Below are 20,660 nucleotides of genomic sequence, written 5' to 3'. Positions count from 1 at the left end.
TGTTTTTACACCTTTTTACTACTTAATACTACTTTGTAGAGCATTGCACGAACAAAATTGGGTACTAGCCTTGCAAGGCCTCTTGACGCAACATTGCGAAGGAACTGCGTTCTGCTTATAAAGCCTATGGAAAGAAAGTAACATTGCAGCTTCCATTCTGCCACCGCCTTTTTCCAGCCTCCCCGCCTCTTATATAAGTTGCGGGTAGTGCGAAAAAAAAGCAGCCCTTCCTGAAGGTTATGACATTTTTTGTTGTTAACGATCAGTCTGGACCATAGATGGTAATCTTCAAATGTACCATAATCATGGTATCCCCCCACCTCCCGGATAGCCTCCTTTCTAAAAACTACCGTTGGATGGTTAAAAGGAGACCTGACCTTTGCAAATTTCACAATCTCCTCATAAGTTTCCGGCACCTTGCGCAGAGATACCACATTGTCAGTAACACCAATAAATTCTTCAATCCAGCTACCCACCAGATCTACCTCCTGGTGTCGCTCCATAAATCCTACCTGCTTTGCAAAACGTGCCGGTTTGGATATATCATCTGCATCCATTCTTGCGATAAGCTCGTGATTACAATGCTCCAACCCGATACTCAACGCTTTTCCTAAACCAACATTCACTGGTAAGGGTACCAGGTTAAAGAGCGGGCTGTATTGCTCCTTATAAGAATTAAGCAGCTTTGTAATGTCTTCTGGCACAGGTCCGTCCAATACGATCACAATTTCCGAAGGCCTGCGTTCCTGTTTCAATAAGCTCTCCACACTGGCCCTAAGAGCCTCCACATCATCATTCCTGTACACAGACATTAATACTGAAAAATCCATCATATACGAATATAAATTACATGCAATAGCTACAGTGCTTTCATGATTTTTAAAAACTTTTCCGCCTCACGTTGTCTATCAAATTTTGCCACCTCTGCTGCCATATACTGCTTCTTCTCATTTACAACAGCCTCGTCAAATAATTGCAGTATACCCTCCCTGATATTTTCTACACTCTCCGGATTGACATAAATGCCTGCTTTTCCGACCACTTCCGGCAAAGAAGAATTGTTAGATACGACTACCGGGCATTTACGGATCATCGCTTCCAGTGGTGGAATACCAAATCCTTCATACAGGCTTACATATACCAGGCCCAACGCATGCTGGTAATAACCTCTCAGTTGCTCATCACTTACATAACCAGTGAAAATTATATGTTCACTGAGGTTCAGTTCATTCACTTTTGCAAAGATATTGTCATATTTCCAGCCCTTTCCTCCTACTACAACCAGCTTCAACCCTTTTTCCTGAGCAATAGGTTGAAATGCTTCAAACAACCGAATGAGGTTCTTGCCCGGCTGTATAGTGGATACTGTAATGATAAAAGGTCCGGTGATAGTAGGTATTGTCGCAGGTGTCTTCTCATTTTCTTCCGGCACAAAATTGTATACAATTCTAATCCGGGAAGCCGCCACACCTAGCCTTTGGATAATATCTTTCTGAGAGTTCTCTGAAATGGTTATCACAATATCAGCCATTCTTGCACTCCACTTAGTAAACAGCTTTACATATGCTCCCTGTATCAAACCATATTTCTGTTTAAAAATAAAAGGGATCAGGTCATGAATTACTGACACTTTTTTGATATGGTGAGGTAATAACAAGGGCAATACGACCGACGTAGATACCAGTATATCTGCCTTTATTTTAAATGGGAATATGCATTGCTCATAAAAGATGCGCCCCATTCTGTTGCGAATGAAGTGATGTGACACCACCTTGAAGGCAGGGTCACTAATTGCAAAGACATCATTAGCATTGTCCAGGTTATAAACGTGCAATTCAAATTCATATTCAGCAGGTAGTTGCTGTAACTCAGCAATCAGCCGTTTGGTGTAAAACCCTGTGCCGGTCAAACGTTCTGTAAAAGGCAACAGGTTCAGCGCTATCTTCTTCACTTCTTAAATGCTTTAAATACACGAATATGCTGCTCTGCAATATGTACCCAGTCAAACTGCTTCGCATAAACGCTGCTACGATCCAGCTTCGATAACGAAGTTTCACTTCCACTTAGAATATCCATTATAGCAGGTATGACCTCCGTATCATTATCTACCAGATAGCACAACTCTTCAAATTTCAAAGGTGTTTTATCTCCTTTTGTAGTAATAATTGGAGTACCATTGACCAGTGCTGCAAAGAAGGTTCCCCTTCTCAGGCTTACTCCATCCGGATAAGGGAAGTAAGCGGTAGCAGAAGATTGCAATAAGATGCTTACTTCCTGATCATCTACATTTGTGACCCAGGTGATATTCAGATCTTTTGCACCGGCTCTTAATTGTTGATAGTAGTCTTCAAATCTCGATAAAGTCTGCCCTACTATGAGAAACCGCCAGGGTAAGTGCTGTTCTTTTGCCTTTGCCGCCTGCTCAATTACTTTCTCAATCCCTTTTACCGGCCGGATATGCCCAAAGTAAACTATCTCAAATCGCTTTTCTACACCTGCATTCACACAAGGTATATTACTCCCGATATTGATCACCTCTGACTTCTTCCTGATCCATGGACAGATTTTAGCTGCATACGCCTGTTCTTCTTCTATCGTAAAAATAATCTTACGGGAGATGAACAAAAAAAGTATGGTAGCCAGTTTCCCAAATGGGTTTCTGTTAGACAATTCATGCAATGTCAATATTGTTCTTCTTCTAAACAACAAGGCTATCAGCTGAGGCAACATACTATAACCATATCCTTCAGTAGGATATTGCATATGTATAATATCAGCCTTTGCTGATCGGATATTTTTGATATGCCTGAACAGTGATTTCAATTTCCAGTTACGACTATGATACAGGGAGAAAACGATACCACCCTGTGATTGCAGTGTGGTAAAAAGTTTGCCTACATAATCACCAACCCCACAGATGTCCGGGGGATATGAACCACTAACCACTAAAACATTCAATTGCTTATTCATAATCGCTGGTACTTCGTTCCTGACCGGAGAAAATACTATAATATGGCATATATAGATTTGAATATTGATTCAGGAAAATGGCTGAATAAAACTGAAAACCTATATATGCTACAAGGAAGAGATTCACCAGAATCCTTTCCTTTAATTTCATAAATAATAAGAGGAAATATGGGATCAATACCAGTTCAAAAATACTGAAATAGATAGAGATCACCTTTAACAGGTCAATCTGATTATTCACCAGAATATAGAAGCAGATTGAGAAAAAGTAGATATTGAACAGGTAAGAAAAATGTCCTGTTTTATCTTCATCTTTGATCCTGTCTCTGAAAAACAGGAATAAGAAAAATAACAGCGAACGCTTGGCAATACCCAGCATGTTTACGAGGAAACTTTGCTGATAATTCTCCGAGTTCAGGGTATACGTTACAGCTCTTTCCACAATAGGGTTATCTGCGAAAATCATCCCCAACACTTTTGTGATCATAAACTGTAACAACCCAAGGTTTGAAATCAGAAAACAGGCTATATAAATTGATATTAATAAAGGAGTTTTCAGATGCTTTCTTGGAATGAGAAAGACCATAAAGAACAGGCAACTAGTCACGTGAAATGTAGCTGCCAGTAATATCAAAATACTTCCAAGCCAAAATCGTCGGTTTACAATAAGCATACCCGCCATCAAAATCAATCCTATGGCAATGATACGGCGGTTGGATCCGAAATAATTAATGAGGTAATAATAGCTGTAAAATAGTAGTAAAGATGTGTTGGGGTAAGTACTATATTTTTCCAACACATACCATATAAACGCACTTGCCAGAGAAATATCTATGATGAGAAAAGCTGTATAATTATCTGAAAAGAAGCGGAAGGCTTCATTGAGCATCACATATCCACTTTCAAATTCTCTGTAGTTATCCAGGTCGTTAAAATATTCGAGGTAGGAATACCAGTCAGTACCGGTAGTCCACCTAAGTGATGCAAAAAGAATCAGCACGAGCATGTTAAATCTGAACAGCATTTTCTTAATTGACTCTTCCTTCACCACTACCTCTACAAAAGAAGAAGCTGCTATGATCAAAAATATGATAACATATATCAGCATTCTGCCTTCTTTTTAGTCGCATTTAGAAATCCCTGCCATTGCTTACTTATTCTTTCCAATGAGAACTTTTCTACTGAAGCAGCAGCATTCACTCCCATCATCTTTCTTGTAGCATCATCCGTCAATGCCAACACACTATCTGCCATTCGTTCCAAATTGAAGGTAGGTACTAGTTTACCACTCACTCCATCCTGAATAATATCTGCTGGTCCTGTTTCACAATCAAAGCTTACACAGGGTAATCCGCACTCCATAGCTTCTATAAGTACCATTGGTAATCCTTCATTACGGGATGTCATAAGGTATATACTACTCTGCAGATAGTAGTCTACAATTTTACTGGTAGGCGGATATAAGTCTATCAGGTGTCCAATCTGTTTTTCAGCGATCCACTGTTTCAATTCATCTACAGTAAACAAATCGTCCTGCGCCACCAATATGAACTTCCATCCATGCAGCCTGTCTTTCAGTACTACGATCAGGTCCAACAAATAATCTATCCCTTTTTGGGGAGACAAACGTCCTATTGTGAGGATGCGCTTTTGTTCCAAATTACTTTTGACAATACTTTCAAATGATTTTGCATTGGGTATGGTTGTCACGGGTATGCCCATCTTGTTGTATATATCTGCATCGTGACGGGTGAGAACTACCAGGTGATCCAATTGCTTCAGTATATAATTTTTTAGTTTTCTTCCCAGGCCCTGCACCCATGGATTATTGTAGCCGATGTGTTCCCAACCTATCAGCAGGTAAGGTCGCTTGCTAAAGAGTGTACCCAAAACAAACATCCAGCTTACAAAATAATCTACGCTGATCACCACATCAGTAGAATGATCCTGCATGAACCTCCGTAATATTTTTATATCCTGAATAAATCCTCTCAACTTAGCTGCAATGGAACGCTTGCCAAAGGCATTCGATGCCTCAATATGATACATGTCCACTCCAGTTCCTACAGGGTAAAAAGAATCTGCTTGTGTGAGCTGTAAGATTCCTACCTGAAAACTGTCAGCCAGAAAAGAAGCGGTGTTTACAAGTACCCTTTCCTTTCCGCCTGCAATATTGAGCCGCCTGCAAACAAATAATATATTGCGTTTTCCGTCCATTGAGTTATCGTATTAACTTTGCCTTCACCTTGCTTAGCAGGTTTTTCAGTGAAACTACACTATTCATAAATGAACCAAAATGCTGTTGGATCAGTAGCTTCCGATTCGCATCAAACACTTTGTCCCTTGACAGGGAGCCAACACCGCCATCGTTGAATATAGAAATATCCCGGCCTATGTAGACATATGGCACCTTGCGTTCCCCCCATAGTATTATATTATATACCCAATCTGCCCATAGCCGGTATTGCAGATCATAATTTAATTTGGAATAGGCACTTCTGGGATAAAAAATGCATTGGTGACAGATGTTTTTAAAACATAACTTAAACTTTGAGAAAGCGCCATCATAGCGCCTTTCCGTTCCCTTAACTATGATGTCGCCATAGTAAACGGTATCTTTATCTTTCAACAAGGGTACAATTTGCTCCAGTACGTTAGGTAACAGTACATCATCTGCACCCATAAAAATGCAATAATCTCCTTTAGCCTTCGCCAGACCTTTATTCATAGCGTCATAGATACCCTTGTCTTTCTCGCTGATATAGTAAGCCAGTTGAGGTTTATACTTTTCGATGATGGCCTGCGTGCCATCAATAGAGTTGCCATCAATAATGATGTATTCCACATTGGGCCAGCTTTGTCCTAATACGCTCTGAATTGTCTCTTCCAGGGTAGCTGCACCATTGTAAACAACAGTAATGACAGATATAATTTGTGTAGGATATGGCATGTCAAACATTTTAATACGGAAGATCTCAGGCCATGACTTCTTTGATCATCTTCCTTATAATGAGAAATATAGCGGCTAGAAAACCAGCAATAAAAGCACCGATAATAGTGGCAGTTAGTTTACGAACGCCTTCCCTTTTCAGTGGCATAATAGGCCTATCGACAATCTGAATGATAGGCATCTCCTGTGCCATTGACATTTTGCTCAGCTCCAGGTTTTGTACCACTGTAGCATATATTGTTTGTAGTACAGTCTTATCACGGGTTACCAATTCGGAATTGACGGTTGCAATCTGCCTGACTGGATTCTGATTCAAGTCACGGTTGATAGCTGCCGAATAGGTTTTTTCATTCATCAGCTTTAAAATGGAATCCGCCTTGGCCTGTAAAATATTCACACTGTTTGTAGACCGCTGTGTCTTTGTAGCAATATAAAAATCAGTAGCCACCTTCACCAGGCGTTCGGTGAAAATCTGAGCAAAAAATTCGTTGGTAGAAGTTGTTTTTACACTGATAAATGATGTCTTTTTATCAGGTTTATTTACTGAAAGTTCCTTATTTACAATTTGACTATATATTGAAGCAAGCACACTGTCTTCTTCGCGGCTAAACTTTGCTCTTTGATCATTACCGGGAGGGAAATGATAGTCCTTGCCCTGGTTCTTCGGGTCTTTCTTCCATTTTTCCCGCATGCCGGATATATCTATATAGAAATCAGCGAGGCTGATGACCTTTCCATTAACATCCACAGGAGATAATAACGCTTTTTCTACCATCAGCCTGGTTTTCAGAAATTCCAGGATATTATCAGAGGAAAATACACCTACAGATCCTCCACCGCCCAAATTGACCCCTAATTGACTGGCGATACCAGCATATGAGGATAATCCACCGGATTTAGAACCATCCTCCAACACAAAAGTAAGTTCACCTGCATATTTAGGTTTTTCAAACATGCCATACAAAAACCCTAACGCCGCTCCTAATAAGGCAATGATCCCAATAATAAGCCACTTACCCAGTAAGTAGCGATACCATACACTTATCTTAAGGATTAGTTGTTTTAGTGAAACTTCTTCTCTCGCATTGGAGCCGGATTGCTCATTTTGTATTGCCATAGCATTATTTTCTTCAACTCTTTAACGATAACCTGCCAGATAGGTTACAAATTCAGGATTTTACATATGAGCCTGGTAGGATGTATAAGATCGATGCAAATCTATAAAAAATAGCATATAGTTATTATGTTTATGGAAGCCAGCCTGGTAATCCAATTTTCTCTCATTTTGCTGTTTTATTATGCTTCTGAAATTCTTTCAGTTTCATAAGCATTGTAACCGGATATAAAAAAGAACGGATAGTGATCGTCGATAATTCCCTGGTAGGCTTAAAGAAAAAGGGAGCCAAATAAGCTACCACAATTTGTGAGACCATGGTTGCCAGCGCCGCACCATAACCACCTATGACAGGAATCAGTACGATGTTTAAAGACACGTTTACAATCAGTCCGATAATAGTTCTGTACAAACTATATTTTTGCAATCCCTCCACAACAAGGAAGTTCGAACCAGATACCCCCATAAAAGTACCCACTAACGACCAAACGTGAATTATCAAAATACCGGCAGATTCTGTATAAGCGTTACCATAAAGAATTTTAATAATCAGGTGCGAAAAGACTGTTACCCCCAATGCCAGCAATAATGATATCAAAAACATATAGTTACACAGGTTCTGCATTTTAACCAGATATGCCTCCCGACCTTCCTCCTGCCTGGTTTTTAATAATCCTGGAAGCGCACTGCTGGCAACTGCCATTGGTAAAAAAAGGAATAATTCAGTCACCCTCACGGCCGCGCTGAACTGACCCACCTCTTTTTCATTGATCATAGTTCCCAGCATAATCTGATCCAGTCTCATATACATAATAATCATGAGGCTCGAAATTGTAAAAGGCCATGCTCGTATAATCAGGTTTTTAATAAGGATCCAGTTCACACTCCATTTGAATATATTATTACCGGTAATCTGGTATTGAATTACTAACAGAAAATAAGCCAATATCACCTCGCTGCCAACTGCCGCTGCAAAATATATCAAAGGCATCTTCATCAGGATGAGTACAATTTTGGTAATAACCCCCATCACAAAGGCAATACTTTTTGATAATACAGTAAGTTTAGACCGGAGTTGTGATTGATATTCGATATCAATCAGATCAAAAGGGGTGAGTAATACAATAGGGAGGAGGAAAAAGTAAAGTTTTAACCCTTCGCTGTTCACATGGAGACTGAGCAGCACAAGATATGTGATCAGACTACCCAATATTGCTGCTGAACTTCTGAGAAAAAATGCACTGCCTAGTATAAAACGCTTCTTTTTGGGTTGCTCCAGGATCTCTTTTACCAAAAATCCATCCATTCCGAGCAGGGAAATTGAGGATAAAATACTAATATAGGCCTGAATATAATTAAGTTCCCCCCATCTGTCAGGCCCAAGATACCTTGCCATCCAGATACCAGCTACCAATCCTAATACCAGTCGAAAGATTTTGTCGAAAGATAGCCATAGTATATTCTTAAAGACATTGTTTTTTATCCTGGGTAATACATTCTCCTTATACAAGGATTTGACCAACGTTAAATACTTCACCTTTAATGTAATAAGAGTTATAATTGCCTATAAAGCGCATCATACCGGGCTACACAAACCGCTTCTGAGAAACGACTTTCTGCGGCAGCTCTTGCTTGAGTGGAAAGTGAAGCCTTATCAGGGTACGAAAGCGCCCACATGATCCCCTCTCCGAGGTCTTTAAGATCATATGGCTCCGCAAGATAGCCATATTTCCTATGTTCAATAATATCGGATAATCCCCCTACATTGAATGCTACTACCGGAGTACCACATGCTACCGCTTCCACAGCGGTTTGCGGAAGATTGTCCAGTCGGGAAGGTACTACCATACAATCGGCGGCAGAATAAATCAGTGCCATTGTAATCTCATCATTGACCCTTCCTGCATATACAGTTTCAAAACCTAATTCCATTGTTACCGCCGGCGTGGAAGAGCCAAATACAAGCAGCCTATGCTTCGCAGGATCCAGCTGATCTGCCAGGCCAGGTAATACCGCAGAGAGCAGATCGAACCCTTTTATGGGTTGACGGGTTCCTCCCTCTGCACCAAATAATATATATTTCTTTTCAGGATCAAGATTAAGTATCTGACGGGCTATTTGCCTGGGTATAGGTTTAAATACATCTAAACTTAGTGGGTTAAATATGTGCTGTACCGGATTATTTTTAAACAACACACTTTTTTGCACACATTCTTTCATCCATTCACTGGGAGCAGCAATAGTGAATCGCGTTTTATTCCAGTACTTAACTTTCCGTTCCCAGTTCCATCGGTCCAGGTCACGTCTTCTGTTCCGGTTGTTAGCCGGAGTGTATCCTTCTATAAATCGCTGATCATTCAAATCTGCAGGATAATGTTCTGTACCACAGAAAGCCCAGGTATCATGCAGCGTCCAAACCATTGGTTTATTGATGTTGGCAATCTGTGGAATACTTAACATCTCGTTATTAATCCAATGGAGATGTACAATATCCACATCCATAGCGTTGATCTGTGCGAGCGCCGCCCCGGAAAAAAAGTTAAGAGAATGCAGTATCGGATTGTCCGAATCCTGCATTCTCAATATTTTTTGTACACAAAAGTCTTTCAGGATCTTCTTTATTCCTCCCAGGCTTTCTTTCACACTATAAACAAATGGATAGTCAGTTACCTTGTTTACTACCAGCATCGAAGCATCAATTTGCTGTTTCCGCTGAGCCAGGCACAACCTTAAAGCAGCTCTGGCAGCCCCTCCACTGTTGTCTGAAAAGGAAATATGCAATATTTTCATTTCGCAAATCTATTCATTACATTTCGTTTTACCTTGGATAGCCTAGGCCGCAATAACTCCTTCATTTCAGTAACCAATGACATTTCAAAGCAAAGTGTATTTTCCTTTTTATCCAATATTACATTGGGTTTGGTAGTGTTTGGATGCTGTAAAGGGAAGGGAATTTCGGCACTTTTCCGGTTTGCATGCTTATGGTCCTCATCTATTGTATGTGTTGCGGACTCGCTAAATCCTATATTCCGTATCATATTCACAGCTGGAGCGATACACACTCCTCCCTCTGCCCAGACAGTAAAAGCCATCTGATAATCCCATGTATTGATGCGACCGTTATACACCAGATCAAGGGTCCTCTTCCAATAACGATTAAAGACAAAATTGCTATGTGGTAACCCTGATAGACCATGATTATTTTTAAATGCCGGCCATCTGCTAAGCGTCACATCATATTTCGACCATGCCCGTCGCCAGGTGGCCCAGCCCCAACAATGAAAATAATTGGAGAAATGATAGCTCTCAGGATAACCAGGGTGATTATCCAGATAGTTAGTTCCACCTATGCTCATTACATCAGGGGTGGTATCGTACTTTTCCAGTAGTTCATCACAAAATTTGAAAAATGAGGTTTCCGGCAGACAATCATCCTCCAGAATAATACCTCTTTCTTCATGCTCAAAAAACCAGTTGATTGCGCCGCTAACAGCATTGCGGCAGCCAAGGTTCTCTTCGCGGAATAAGGTCTGGACATCGCATGGCCAGTCAATGCGATGCAATAACCAATTCCTCACTTTTTCCACCGCTTCTGCTTCCCCTTTTTTCTCCCTTGCCCCATCGCAGGCAATATATAACCTGTGAGGCTGGACAGAAGCGATTTTTTCAAAAACAGGAATGGTTGTATCCAGTCGGTTAAAGGCCAAAAACAAAATGGGAGATTTTACTTGGTACATCAGTTAGCAGATTATAGGACTTTTAAAAAAAAGATCCATAGAAAGAACATTTTTAAAATTACCTGCCTGGAACCAAATTTTTGTGATTCAACCTCCAGGCTGGAATTGGCCAAAAAATGTAATTCAGGCATAAAATCTTAAGCAAGAAAGAAACTAGTAGCGGAGAAAGCTAAATATTCCTATTTAGCAGTATTGATAACTGTCACTATCACTAATGCCAGTGATGCAAGCGCACTGGCAATACCAACTACTGCCGCACTGGTAATATTTCTCTTTTCTTTAGCCGGAACGTAAAGCTCTGCACCAGGTTTTACTATTGGATAGCTATTGAAGAAAAGTACTCTTCTGGTGCTCTTTACCTCACCATTAGAATATACAATGTAGCTTCTTCTTTTCAGAGCAGAACTGGTAAATCCACCAGCACCACGTATATAATCTCTGAAAGAATTATTATTATCAAATCTTACTTTCTTTGGAAAATAAACCTCCCCATACAACTGAACGGTTTGTAATTTTTTAGGCACCTTAATAATGTCCCCGTCCTCCAGATAAATATCAAATTTCGAACCCGGATTTTCTAACACTTTAGCCATCCGTAAATCCAAAAGCTGTTCCCTACGACCCACCGTAGTACGTAATTTTTCGATATCCGTACTATCTTTCAATTTATTATAAAATACTTCCAGTTTGTTGGATAGTAAAGTACTATCTGCCGAATTGGTATAAGTCCTTCTCAACATAAAAGCACCTTCAGGATATGCTTCTGGTCTTAACCCGCCAGCACGGCGAATAACGTCAGAGATTCTTTCTTTCTTTGTATTGATAGTATAGATACCAGGATAAACAACCTCTCCATCGAGCATAACATTGGCCTGCTCAGTGTACGATGGTGATCTTCGAATCATCACCTCATCAAATGGCTGAAGTGCAAATATAGCCGCACCAGTATTTTTACGAAGATCCTGGCTAATGTCAAATTGCTGGGTAATGGCCATCCGTATATCTGTAGAATCATAAACACCCCCAGTGCGAATACGGCGGGAAATTTCAACATGTTTCAGACTGGCAGCATCTTTCAGTCCACCTGCCAGAAGTACTAAATCTTCAAGGTGCATACTATCTCCATAAGCATAATAGCCGGGCTGATTGACCTCACCATCTATTTTTACCAGGAAACCTTCTCGTACCTTCAATTTAGAAAAGATGATCACACTATCCTCACGTTTCAACGGTACATCATCCTTTCCATCTAATACATCCTGGACATTGAAACTTATCACAGATGGGGTATAGTCATCCTGCAAGCGGCGGATCACACCACGGGTCATCATCGCTTCGTCCTGTACACCATCTGCTTTTCTGATCAAATCAGCTACAGTCATTCCCTGATCAAGCGCAAAATCACCTGCATGGAACACTGCACCAGCAATGGTTACCCTATTGTTAAAGCGGGATACTACTGAGTCTATAAAAAACTTGTCCCCTGTTTTTAAACGGAAAGTAGCAATAGAATCACCCGGTACGTTTACAATTTCCCTTGCCCTGTCTGTAATTCTGTAATCCCTTATGATACCCTGAAAAGCATTGTCTGTATATCCACCTGCGAAATCAATGATATTTTGCAATGTTTCATTTTCCCTGGCTTCAAATATAGCAGGACGCTTTACTTCCCCCGTAAGCTCTACTCTAAGCTTATAGGCATTGACCTTCACAATATCCTGATCCTGTAATACCACATTATTGGAAAGATCACCATGAACAAGAAAGTCATAGAGGTCAAAAGTACTGATTATACTTCCATTACGAATTACGGCTATATTACGAAAAGACCCATTCTCATTTGGGCCACCAGACACATAGAGGGCATTCGCAACCGTTGCCAGAGAAGGTAATGTATAAGTACCAGGCTGAGTAACTTCACCTATTAGCAGCACCCTGATACTACGAATATTGCCCAGCGTTACCTGTACCGAAGTGTTCCCTGTTTTAATGCCGCCATAGATAGTCGAAAGCTGCCTGGTAATTCGTTGCGTTGCTTCGGCCATAGTCAGACCATTTACATACACAGGTCCAAGATAAGGGATACGGATATAACCGTCAGGACTAACCTTCAGCTTATGCTGCACTTCAGAATAACCAAATACATCAACCACTACTTCATCATCTGCTCCCAGTTTATAGGTTGGAGGCGTAGCCATCCGCAAATTTGGTTCAAACGTGATATTCTTATTACTAAATAACTCTGAACCAAAAATCTTTCTACGCTTTAATTCTTTTTCAAGATCTTTCTTATCGAGGATTTTTTTATACTTCTGCTGCCAATAGTAGGTGGTATCATTCTCATTCTCATTATCGTCATCTGCATATTGCCGGCTGTTTGAATTTTCCAGAACGGACGACGATTTGGAGCTCTTGGATGATAATTCTGAATCCAGATTAAGCTGCTTTATTCTTGACTTTAACTTTTCTACCTCAGTATCAGCAATTCCCTTTTGTTGTGCATATGTACCTATCTGATCATAAGAAATATTATTCTTCTTCATTTCTGCTACGATCTGCCTGATCTGATCATCGCTCAGATTATCCACTTTTATCTGACTCAACTGACTGGATGATACGCTATTTGTAGAAACCTGTGCCTTTACCCCCAGACCGATAAACAGCATTAACAGTTGCAGTAGAAATATTCTTTTGAACATGAATTTCCGGATAAATTTCCTCTTAGGATTATATTAACAGATTAACTTATTGTATTCCAACTACTTTTATTTAAGGAATTGCATTGCAAATCTAATAAAAATATCATATAAACGGCAACTGAGCCCAATTTACCATTTACCCCACGGCTTAAAACGAAAAACTGGTGGCAAACGTTACGTTAAGCCGCCAGTTTTTCCCGCATAATTAATGCCATACTATATATATGAGTTAAATAGATAAACTCCGTTTTACTGATCAGAGGTGATACCAGGTTCCCTGATGAATGGTCAACCTCCATATAACAAACGTTCATAACCCCGCTTCATATTACCCTGTAATAACAGGAATGGCAGCTGTATAACAAGTAAACAAAAGTACAAAGATGGAGAGGGCCAGTAATAGCAGATAATTACAAATCCTATTAGTAACCGTACATATTCCAGGTAAAAAACCCATCGCTTTTGCTCCAATATAGCCCCCGTATTGATTAGGGTAAGAAAAATAACCAGCGTAATGCACACCTGCACAAAAACTGGTACATAGTACTCCAGCAGCAAAAAGGAAAAGAGCACCACCAGTAAACCAATCACCTGCCACACAACATAAGCATGCAGCCTCCTGGTAAAATGTTCCGCCTTGTCCGGGCTGAGAAACCTTTTCTCCAGCCTGGCACGCATCTCCGGGTCTATCTTGTCCGGCCGCCCAAAAACCACCCTCAGCCGCTCCCTGAAACCGCTCGTCTGCTTTACCGTATAGACAATTTCCAGTATAAAATGAAAGTGCTGCCACAGGAAACTATTGCTATCCAAGGGCTTAGTCAGCCCATACACCGGTTCTTCCCCCTCCACGACAAACGTTCCAAACAGCTTATCCCAGAATATAAACACATCACCATAATTCTTGTCCAGGTAATGATCATTGGATGCATGGTGTACACGATGATGTGAAGGTGTCACAAAAATATATTCTAAAAATCCCAGCTTGGGAATCGTCCGGGTATGAATAAAGAACGGATAAATGCCATGTACCAGCTGTACACTGATGATCATAACAGGCGGAAAACCAATCACCGGCAGCACAGACCAGAAGCACATCCGCGCAAAGGCCTGGAATACAGTAATCCTGGCCGAAACGGTGTAATTGAAGTCATCACTCTGGTGATGCACCACATGCGCCGCCCAGAGAAAATTCACCTCATGCGCCAGCCGATGGTACCAGTACCAGATAAAATCTGTAAGTAACAACAGGCTAACCCAAAGCAGGAAGCCCGGTTTGATGTCGAAAATTGCGAAATGGGTATGCAGGAATTCATACACAAAGTAGAAGATCCCTACAGTAAAGGTATCCAGCAGTCTCTCTGCGATACCAACATTGATGTTGCTGACGGAGCTGGCAAAACCAAAATAGTTCTTCCCGGTTTTACGGGCAACAAGATACTCCAAGCCCATTAACCCCAGGAACAGTGGAACGGCCCAGGCCATGTGATTTAAATGCACGCCAAGAATAATTTCGAATTACGGGTAAAAGCCCTACTGTTGGTGGCCAATGGAGCGAGATCAAGGCAATATTACAAAAAATTATTTAATAGTCCACAATACTAATAGACTAATTGGGTAACAAAAAACCCCCACCATACAGGCAGGGGTTTAAAAAACTTAGCGTTTAAATCCGGCCCTGAAACCAATCGTTGCCTCCTCTTTCTCAAAACTCGGCTCGTGCTGGTTCATTACCTCCGCTATCGTCATCGGCTTATCGATCATCGTCTGGAAACCCTGGTTACCTGACAACAAACGAGCCTTATCGACAGACAGCTTACCGAACTCATACTTGGCAATCAGGCGGCCTTTTCGCATCAATGCACTGTCAATCTGTGAAATATCACTGTTGAAGGTACAAATCACCTGCACATTCAAACAATCTGCGAGCAATCCGTCGGAGAGGTTCAGCAGGTTAGATACAGACGAGTTGCCCGTTGTCTTCCTGTCCATGATAATGTTCTCCGCATCTTCGATGACCAGGATCGTATTCGGGTTGTCAATCAGCAGATCGATAAACTCAGGCTGCATGATATTGCGGGCCACCGCCGGAGAAAGGAATAAAACCCTCTTCTTCAGTCTGCCGATCAGGTAGCGCAGGTAAGTGGTCTTACCCGTACCGGGCAAACCATGCAGTAACACAATCCCCTTATCATCGTCTGTATTCAGACGTTTGTAGATCAGCTGGTCGATGGCGAGGAAATTATCCTCATAGTAGAGGTTCAGGTCCAGTTTGGTCCGCTTGAACTCCATGGCTTTCAGTGTCAATGCACCATTTTCCACGGTGATGAGGTTCAGCTCAAATTTCTTCTTCTTTTCGCGGGTACGGTATCTTCTTACGAGGGTAGTAATTTCTTTGACAAAGGCATCGGACTGTCCATTATGGAGAATTTCGCAGTATCCATCACCAAATTCTACCATACATTCATTGTTCAGGACCACGATAGAGATGTCATGCTGGTAGGTTTTATCCTTCTTATCGATCTCTTCTCTTCTGTATACTTCAGCTATCTTGTCCTTAAAGGCATTTTTAAACCCGACGAAAGACTTCTCGCCGTTAATGCCGTAAACCATACTTATATTAGGTATTCTATTGAAATAATACAGGTAGAAAGGTCTGCTCTCCAGCAAGCCATTGCCAAAAATAGTATCCCCACTGATCACCCGCTGCTGTAAAATATTTTCCATGCGATTTTTAAAAATGATTGCAAAGGTACATTCTTATACAAGAAAACTGGCAGGGCAGGATTACCCCGCGGTCTACGTACGATGTTTCTTACAATATCATTTGGGCATATTAACAAATTTTAGGGGCACCGCGCTCTTCACAAAAAATACCGGCGACAAGATTGTCACCGGTAAACTGATGGTATTAGAACAGCGGAATTAAAAAAACAAAGGATGAGAAATATAGTTGACCATATTATAGCACTGCCATATCTGCTGCAGCTTCATCTGGTGCATCTACGATGCTCGTCACAATTCGTGTAGCCGGTTCTTTTTCTCCATTATATTCTCTTTTCAACCTCTCCATCTGGCGAATATGACGCTCAATGTGCTTGGTCAAAAAGTAGATGTATTGGTAAATATCCAGTTTGCCCAGGTGATTCACAGACATATTGGTGAGTACCAACCTGCCTTCTCCGTTTTTCAGCAGACTAAGATTATACATACACTGTGCAAACTGTTGTTTGAGCAGGGTTCTGATTTCGTGTAGATCCTCTAGACCACTGGGCTCCATGTGTTCTGGTCTTACCCAGCCAAAAGAGCGACTACCTATCACATCGATCTGTTCAAACTTTTCATGGTAATCCGCAGGCAATGTGATCGCTCCGGCCGCATGTCTGCGATCCAGGGCACGGCGTGTAGTCTTGTTAATAATCAATAACAGGAAATAATTTGTAAGGCTGATATGTTCCAGCACTTCTCTGGCATTCCAATGCCCCGCGTCAGGTTTATAGTGCAACAGGTCAGCGTCTTTTTCAAACCACTTGTCTAACTCCCTGAAATTGGTGAGCAAAGCCTCTCTTACTACTTGTATTACGTTTCTCATCTTCTTGCTGTTTGGGGTTATGCACCCTATCCCGATCCACTTTCTGTACACGGTTAGTACATAACAGTATTATAAAATATTAATGTCCATAATTTGTTTTTTCGTTTCACCGGATCCATTATAAAATAAAAAAACCCGGCTCCTTGAATCAGGACCGGGCGTATATACATAAGTTTAATTATGTCAGTACATACCTGATCCGTTCGGCCCCGTAGAGGCCAATGAAATCCATCGCGCAGATACTTTCGGCTTTCCCGGATAGTATATACACATAACAGTTGTCTGTATCGATTCCTTATCTATCTCAGTCGTCTTCATTTCAGTGCTTAAAAAGCAAAAGGTCCCGCATTTGCTGCGGGACCCTTGTTTTATCATTTGATAAGTTATTTCTTCGTTATCAATTGGTGCAACATTCCCGCAACCCACATCTGGCCTGCTTTTGCTTACAGGACATCTCAGATGCTATATGTTTTGGACTGCGTTTCATTTATATTTTTTATTGCTCCACAAAGATATTTTTAATTTTTTTATTTCTGCAATATTCTTTAATAAATTTTTTCTATTTTTTTATAGCGCAATATAATATAATCAGTAGCAATGATATGTGCTAAAACAACCGCAGCTGCACTTGCGGGCGCTGAAACAATTCAGTGTTGAACTCAAACTTCTCCTGGTTCAAACCATACCTTTTCGTATGTACTTTGAATTGTTGCCTGATCAGGTCTGCAATATTTCCCTCTCCTCTCATTCTCCTTCCGAAATTGCTATCATTCACCTGGCCGCCATGCATGCCTTCAATTTGATTCCATACCTTATCTGCCCTGTCCGGGAAATTCTTGTACAACCAATCATTGAAGATCACTTTCACCGCATCGTTCAACCGAACGACCGTATACCCTGCAAATTTAGCGCCATTCGCTGCAGCCATATCTAACAGCTGCGGCATTTCATGATCATTTAACCCAGGAATCATCGGTGCCGTCATCACACCCACCGGTATCCCCAGCTCACTCAGCTCCTTCACTATCTTATATCGCTGCGCTGCCGTGGTAGTACGGGGCTCCATTTTCTGCCGCAGGTCTTCATCTGCCGTTGTAATAGATACATATACACATACCAGGTTATGCTGCGCCATCTGCTGCAGTATATACTTATCTCTTAATACCAGGGAGTTCTTTGTAATGATGCCGATCGGCTGTTTATATTCCAACGCTATCTGCAATAAAGAACGGGTCAGGAACATCTTCCTTTCCAACGGCTGATAACAATCAGTATTACCTGAAAGGGAAATGGGCTTAGGCACCCAACTCTTATTGTCGAGGAACTTCCGCAGCAGTTCCGGTGCATTCTTCTTCACCACAATCTTTCTTTCGAAATCAAGACCGGCACTCATGCCCCAGAATTGGTGCGCATTCCGGGCATAACAATAAATACAACCATGTTCACAACCCTGGTAGGGATTCATGCTGTACCACATGCCCACATCAGGACTATCCACTTTATTCACGAGCGTTTTAGCATGTTCTTCCAGGACCTGGGTAGGCACATCCGCCTGCCACCATTCATCAATACCTTCGGCATGCTCCTGTGCGTATTCGTTCTTTAGATATTTGTTCTTAGGATTTAATTGGGCACCACGTCCTTTATAATAGAGATTCTCCGGTACACTCTCCTGAAAAGGCAAGGTCATAGCTAATATTTTTAGCTAAAATACTAATTATATTAGCACAACCAAATTTTAATTATTTAACAGATGTGGGCGCTAAATGATCTCCATCTTCTTCATCAGGAAAGTCGCATTCTTGTTCCTCGCCACCCCTTCCCTGATCCGGTAATCAAAGAACAACTGCTCATCTTCGATTGTACTCTCAAAACAATAGTTCCGGATCCTCCCGGCATACGCTTCCTCCATATGCCCCAACTCCAGGTCATGCGTAGCGATCATCCCCAGGCAATGGTACTGCAGGAAATGAGCGATCAGGCTCCGGGATCCGGACAACTTATCTTCTGAATTCGTTCCTTTCAAAATCTCATCCAGCAGGATAAACACCCTCTCCCCTGATTTCAGCACTTTCACGATCTCCTGCAATCGTAGCAACTCTGCCTGGAAATAAGATGTATGCTTCGCAATGGAATCCTTGATCCGCATGCTCGTCATAATCTTCATCGGGCTGCACTTAAACTCCTCCGCACATACCGGCAGTCCGCACATAGCCAGCAACAGGTTGCAGCCTACACTCCGCAGGAAGGTACTCTTACCACTCATGTTCGAACCCGTAATTATCAAAAACTGCTGCGGTGTACCAATCGCAATATCGTTCTTCACACATTCTTCCACTGGAATTAAAGGATGGCCAATCCCCTTCCCTGCCAGCTGCGATTGCGTATCATTTACCTCCGGATAAATAAAATCAGGATGGTTATACGCAAACGTGGCCATACTGTTATAGATCTCAAACCCATAAATCACATCCATCCAGCCAGCGACCTTGTCTTTGTATTTCAGTTTCCATTTTTCCAGGATCACAGCACAATGCAGGTCATATAAACCCAGCCCGTTCAGTAACATCCCAATTGCCATATTCATACGCTGATCCCAGATATTCACAATCCTCGCCAGCCGCTTCAGGGCCACACCCGCTTCCTGCGTTTTTTCCTGATCCCTGTTCAGCATGGCTGCCTGCCCAAAATTCTCCGTATTGATCATCTGCACCAATACTGAAAACTTTGCAAACACCCGCTCCTTGCTGGAAATCAAAATATGCTGCCGGTTGATCTCTTTTAAGAATTGCCTTAAGATTAAACTATTGATCGCCAGCATTGCCAGCAGCGGGTACACATTGTAGGTAGCGATCAGGTAAATGAAAGCCACAACACTCAATGCAGGACTCACCCATCTCGCAACCTGTACAAACTGGTCATTCAAAAACCGGATTGGCATATCCAGCCACAACCTCAGTTCATGCTGATCCTCACTCTTCTCTCCTGCCAGTGCCGCCTGTGCAGTGAGCAACTGCCTGAACTGCAGCTTAGGCGCCAGCTCTTTCACCACCTCCTGCCTTTCCCCCGTCTTCTCCACACCCAGCCAGGGCGCTTTTAAGAACTGCGCCAAAAAATTAGCACCTGTCAATGTGCCCGTACGGTTCATATGACTATAGATAGAAGAATACCCGAACACATCCAGATCCCCTGCATAAGGATGCGTATCATCCATAAAAAAGGTTCCGTCATAAAAAGCAGACTTCCCTGTAGTTGCCAGCTCGTATTCCTTTTTATTCAGCTCCAGTAACATTTTCGCCAGGGTCTGTTTCTCCTGGAGACGGGTGTATACGACCAAGGCCCCTGCAAATACCCCCAACATCAACAGGATGGGTAATAACCAGATCGGCTCAAATAAATCCCGGAAATACTGGTACACAAAAAATGACAGGATCAGAAAACTCAGCAAACGAAGATATCCCAGCAAGTTTAACTGCCGCTTATAACCCGCCAGCTCTGCCTTATAATGGTTTATCTGCTCTTCATAAATAGCAATAGAGGCCATGTTTTATTATTTAACGGCTGTAATAAAAGCAAAAAATCGCTTCCACCAATGGCAAAA

The 20,660-nt window shown here is 41.7% G+C and carries 16 protein-coding genes; all 16 read right to left on the bottom strand.

Going from position 1 to position 20,660, the window contains the following annotated elements:
• Positions 1-5: 5 nt before the first annotated feature.
• A complete protein-coding gene (locus tag U0033_RS22940) occupies positions 6-833 on the bottom strand; it encodes a glycosyltransferase (RefSeq protein ID WP_083571626.1) in 828 nt (275 codons plus the stop codon).
• Positions 834-859: 26 nt separating this feature from the next.
• Entirely contained in the window at positions 860-1,951 is a 1,092-nt protein-coding gene (locus U0033_RS22935) for a glycosyltransferase family 4 protein (protein ID WP_072362911.1), read from the bottom strand.
• Entirely contained in the window at positions 1,948-2,970 is a 1,023-nt protein-coding gene (locus U0033_RS22930) for a glycosyltransferase (RefSeq protein ID WP_072362910.1), read from the bottom strand. The genes U0033_RS22935 and U0033_RS22930 overlap by 4 nt, the downstream gene beginning before the upstream one ends.
• A complete protein-coding gene (locus U0033_RS22925) occupies positions 2,963-4,078 on the bottom strand; it encodes an EpsG family protein (protein WP_072362909.1) in 1,116 nt (371 codons plus the stop codon). Before U0033_RS22925 ends, U0033_RS22930 begins: the two co-directional genes overlap by 8 nt.
• A complete protein-coding gene (locus U0033_RS22920; RefSeq protein ID WP_072362908.1) occupies positions 4,072-5,187 on the bottom strand; it encodes a glycosyltransferase family 4 protein in 1,116 nt (371 codons plus the stop codon). The genes U0033_RS22925 and U0033_RS22920 overlap by 7 nt, the downstream gene beginning before the upstream one ends.
• A 4-nt stretch (positions 5,188-5,191) precedes the next feature.
• Positions 5,192-5,920 (bottom strand): glycosyltransferase family 2 protein, encoded by a 729-nt coding sequence (locus tag U0033_RS22915; RefSeq protein ID WP_177318640.1) that lies wholly within the window; start codon positions 5,918-5,920, stop codon positions 5,192-5,194.
• 25 nt (positions 5,921-5,945) lie between these two features.
• Positions 5,946-7,037 (bottom strand): hypothetical protein, encoded by a 1,092-nt coding sequence (locus U0033_RS22910; protein ID WP_072362906.1) that lies wholly within the window; start codon positions 7,035-7,037, stop codon positions 5,946-5,948.
• A gap of 163 nt (positions 7,038-7,200) precedes the next feature.
• Positions 7,201-8,571 (bottom strand): flippase, encoded by a 1,371-nt coding sequence (locus U0033_RS22905; protein ID WP_177318639.1) that lies wholly within the window; start codon positions 8,569-8,571, stop codon positions 7,201-7,203.
• 17 nt (positions 8,572-8,588) lie between these two features.
• Complete coding sequence (locus U0033_RS22900; protein ID WP_072362904.1) at positions 8,589-9,824, bottom strand: glycosyltransferase; 1,236 nt, start codon at positions 9,822-9,824, stop codon at positions 8,589-8,591.
• Positions 9,821-10,771, bottom strand: coding sequence for a hypothetical protein (locus U0033_RS22895; RefSeq protein WP_072362903.1), 951 nt, complete (start codon positions 10,769-10,771; stop codon positions 9,821-9,823). Before U0033_RS22895 ends, U0033_RS22900 begins: the two co-directional genes overlap by 4 nt.
• Positions 10,772-10,950: 179 nt before the next feature.
• Entirely contained in the window at positions 10,951-13,470 is a 2,520-nt protein-coding gene (locus U0033_RS22890; RefSeq protein WP_072362902.1) for an SLBB domain-containing protein, read from the bottom strand.
• Between the two features lie 288 nt (positions 13,471-13,758).
• Positions 13,759-14,967, bottom strand: coding sequence for a sterol desaturase family protein (locus U0033_RS22885; protein ID WP_072362901.1), 1,209 nt, complete (start codon positions 14,965-14,967; stop codon positions 13,759-13,761).
• A gap of 159 nt (positions 14,968-15,126) precedes the next feature.
• A complete protein-coding gene (locus U0033_RS22880) occupies positions 15,127-16,194 on the bottom strand; it encodes an AAA family ATPase (protein WP_072362900.1) in 1,068 nt (355 codons plus the stop codon).
• A gap of 235 nt (positions 16,195-16,429) precedes the next feature.
• A complete protein-coding gene (locus tag U0033_RS22875) occupies positions 16,430-17,059 on the bottom strand; it encodes a DinB family protein (RefSeq protein ID WP_072362898.1) in 630 nt (209 codons plus the stop codon).
• Between the two features lie 607 nt (positions 17,060-17,666).
• The gene (locus U0033_RS22870; protein WP_072362897.1) at positions 17,667-18,749 is read right to left on the bottom strand and encodes a PA0069 family radical SAM protein; all 1,083 of its coding nucleotides are present in this window, start codon (positions 18,747-18,749) and stop codon (positions 17,667-17,669) included.
• A 72-nt stretch (positions 18,750-18,821) separates the two neighbouring features.
• Positions 18,822-20,603: a MutS-related protein gene (locus U0033_RS22865; RefSeq protein ID WP_072362896.1), complete on the bottom strand. Its 1,782-nt coding sequence runs from the start codon at positions 20,601-20,603 to the stop codon at positions 18,822-18,824.
• Positions 20,604-20,660: the final 57 nt, after the last annotated feature.

It is taken from the genome of Chitinophaga sancti, from assembly GCF_034424315.1.
GTDB classification, from domain to species: Bacteria; Bacteroidota; Bacteroidia; order Chitinophagales; family Chitinophagaceae; genus Chitinophaga; species Chitinophaga sancti.
Note: the sequence above shows the minus strand (reverse complement) of the source record. Positions and strands in the feature narration are given on the sequence as shown.